This window comes from Streptomyces sp. SID3343 (genome assembly GCF_009865215.1).
Classification (GTDB): Bacteria; Actinomycetota; Actinomycetes; order Streptomycetales; family Streptomycetaceae; genus Embleya.
The window spans coordinates 1-2,589 of sequence record NZ_WWJX01000699.1 but is presented as its reverse complement, the minus strand read 5'-3'; the positions used below and the strand labels follow the sequence as shown (position 1 = coordinate 2,589).

Below are 2,589 nucleotides of genomic sequence, written 5' to 3'. Positions count from 1 at the left end.
TCGGCGGGTGTGCGGCCTGCGGCGGGGCGGACGGCCGAGCCGGCGGCGACGCTCGACGGGTTGCGCGAACTGGCGCGCACGCGCGGCGGATGGCTGGTCGCGCTGTGTGGGGCGTTGCTGTGCGTGTTGGGGTGGTACGGCGTATCCGGGGAGCGGTACGAGGCCCGGCAGGTGCCGTATCTGGCATCGGCGACGATCCCGGGGGCAGCGTTGATCGTGGCCGGGGCGGTGCTGGTGGTGGGGACGCGGCGGGATGTGGGGGCTGATTCGAGGCCGGCGGCGGGCTCGGGGGCAGGAGCAGGAGGGAGGCCGGGATCGGGGTCGGGATCGGGGTCGGGATCGGATGCGGCCGGCTCTTCGGATGCCGAGTTGCGGGTCGTGATGGGGCAGTTGTATCGGCTGCTGGTGGAACCGGATCCCGGCGACGCCTCGTTCGAGGCACCCGGGCCCGCGGCCGACGCGCCGTGGGTGGCGGTACCCGGTGGGGCTCGCTACCACCGACCGGAATGCTCTTTGGTGCGGGGCAAGAACGGCGTGCACGCGGTGGTCGCCGAGACTGTACGGAACCGGAATCTGCGGCCGTGCAGGTTGTGCGACCCTCCCGAGCAGGCACCCGAGCCGGGACCGGGACCGGGACCGGCATCAGGGCAGGGGCCCGAGCCGGGGCCGGGGAATACGGCCCGGCAAGCGCCTGAGCAGCCTCCCGGGCAGTCGTCCGTGCGATCGGACGGCTGAGGGCGGTGCTCACCCTGGATCTGGCCCTCGCCGGGCTCGGTGTGGGCGCGGTCGCGGCGCTCGCGGCGGTCGGCCTGATCACGTCGTATCGCGCAACGGGCGTATTCAACCTGTCCTTCGGTGCGCTGGCGATGATCGTGGCGTATCTGGTGTGGCAACAGGTACGGGTGTGGGGCTGGCCGGTGTGGGCGGCGGTGGTACTCGACGTGGGCGTGGTCGCACCGGCGCTCGGGCTCGTCCTGGAGCGATTCGTCTTTCGTGGGCTGCATCGCGAAGGGGCCGGACCCGCCCGGATGTTGGTCGCGTCCCTCGGCGTGTTCGTACTCCTGGTGGGCGTCGCGACCCTGACGTGGGGGACGCAGGCCCGGCTCGATCCGCCGTCGATCGTGCCGTCCGGATCGGTCGGGTTGCCCGGCGATACGTCGGTGGCGACCGGGACACTGGTGGAACTGGGTGTGGTGATCGCGGTCGCCGTACTCGTGGCGGGCGTGACGCGCTGTACGCGGTTCGGGGTACGGCTGCGCGCCGTGGTGGACCGGCGGGCACTGGCCGAGTTGTCCGGGGTCGCGGCGGACCGGGTGTCGGCCGCCGGGTGGGCGTTCGGTTCGATGTTGGCGGGGCTCACGGGCGTGTTGCTCGCGCCGCACCTGCGGCTGGATCCGTACGGGCTGACGCTGTTGGTCCTGGAGACGATCGGGGTCGCGGTGGTGGCCCGGCTCGCGAGTCTGCCGGTGGCGATCGTGGCGGCGCTCGCGATCGGGATCGGGCAGAGCGAACTGAGCCGGCTCGAACTCGATGCGTGGGGATTCGTCCAGGCGTTGCAGGCCAACCTGTTCGTGGTCGTGCTTCTGGTCGCGTTGCTGGTTTTGCCCCGCATGATCGAGGTGGGCGGCGAGGACACCGCCTGCTCGGCGCCGATCGGGACGGGACGCGGGGAGAGCGCGCCGGTGGGGTGGTGGGTGCCGTTCGTCGCGGTCGCGGCGGCTCCGTTGGCGCTCGGCGGCGAGCAGTTGCGGATCGCCCAGCAGGTGCCGGCGTTGGCGATCGTGTTCATGTCCTTGGTGATGTTGACGGGCTATGCCGGGCAGATCTCGCTCGGCCAGGCGGGGTTCGCCGGGTTGGGCGCGTTGTTCGCGGCACAGCTGATGAGCCACGATGTGCCGGGGTTGGTCGCGTTGTTCGCGGCGGCGGTGCTCGTCGTGCCGGTCGGCTTGTTGACCGGGTGGCCCGCGATTCGGCGGCGGGGGTTGACGCTTGCGCTGACCACGTTCGCGGTGGCCGCGGTGGTCAGCCGGTTCGTGTTCGCGCAGCCTCGGTTCACCACCGACCTGATGCTCGACCACCCGTGGCCGTTCACCGACGAACGCTCTTTCTACGCGTTGGAGTTGGCGTGTCTGGGGCTGGCCCTGCTGGTGGTCCGCCGACTGCATGTGAGCCGACTGGGCCGGATGCTGGTCGCGGTGCGGGACAACGAGGCGGGTGCGGCTGCGGCCGGGGTGGACGTGTCCTCGGCGAAGGTGTTCGTCTTCGCGGTGAGCGCGGGCGTCGCGGCACTCGGCGGGGCGCTGCTCGGGATGGGCGGCCGGGCCTTCGACGCGGCCGCGTTCGATCCGGTGCTGGGGTTGGTGTGGTTCGCGGCGGTGGTGGTGTTCGGCGTGGACAGCGCGGCGGGCGCGGTCTTGGCGGCAGCCTTGGTGGTCGCCCTCGACGCGGCCACCACGGCAGGCATGTCGACGATCGTGATCGGCGGATTGGCCGTACTGCTGTCCAGGATGCCGGGCGGGGTCCCGGCGACGGCGCTGCGGTTGCTGCGACCTGCGCGGTTGCCGGCGGGTTCTGGGGGGGCGGTGGGGG

Annotated in this window: 1 protein-coding gene; it reads left to right on the top strand. The window is 72.2% G+C overall.

The window, feature by feature from the left end:
- Positions 1-740 precede the first annotated feature (740 nt).
- Positions 741-2,589, top strand: a 1,849-nt coding sequence (locus GT354_RS21460) for an ABC transporter permease (protein ID WP_161357975.1), incomplete at its 3' end; no start/stop codon positions are given.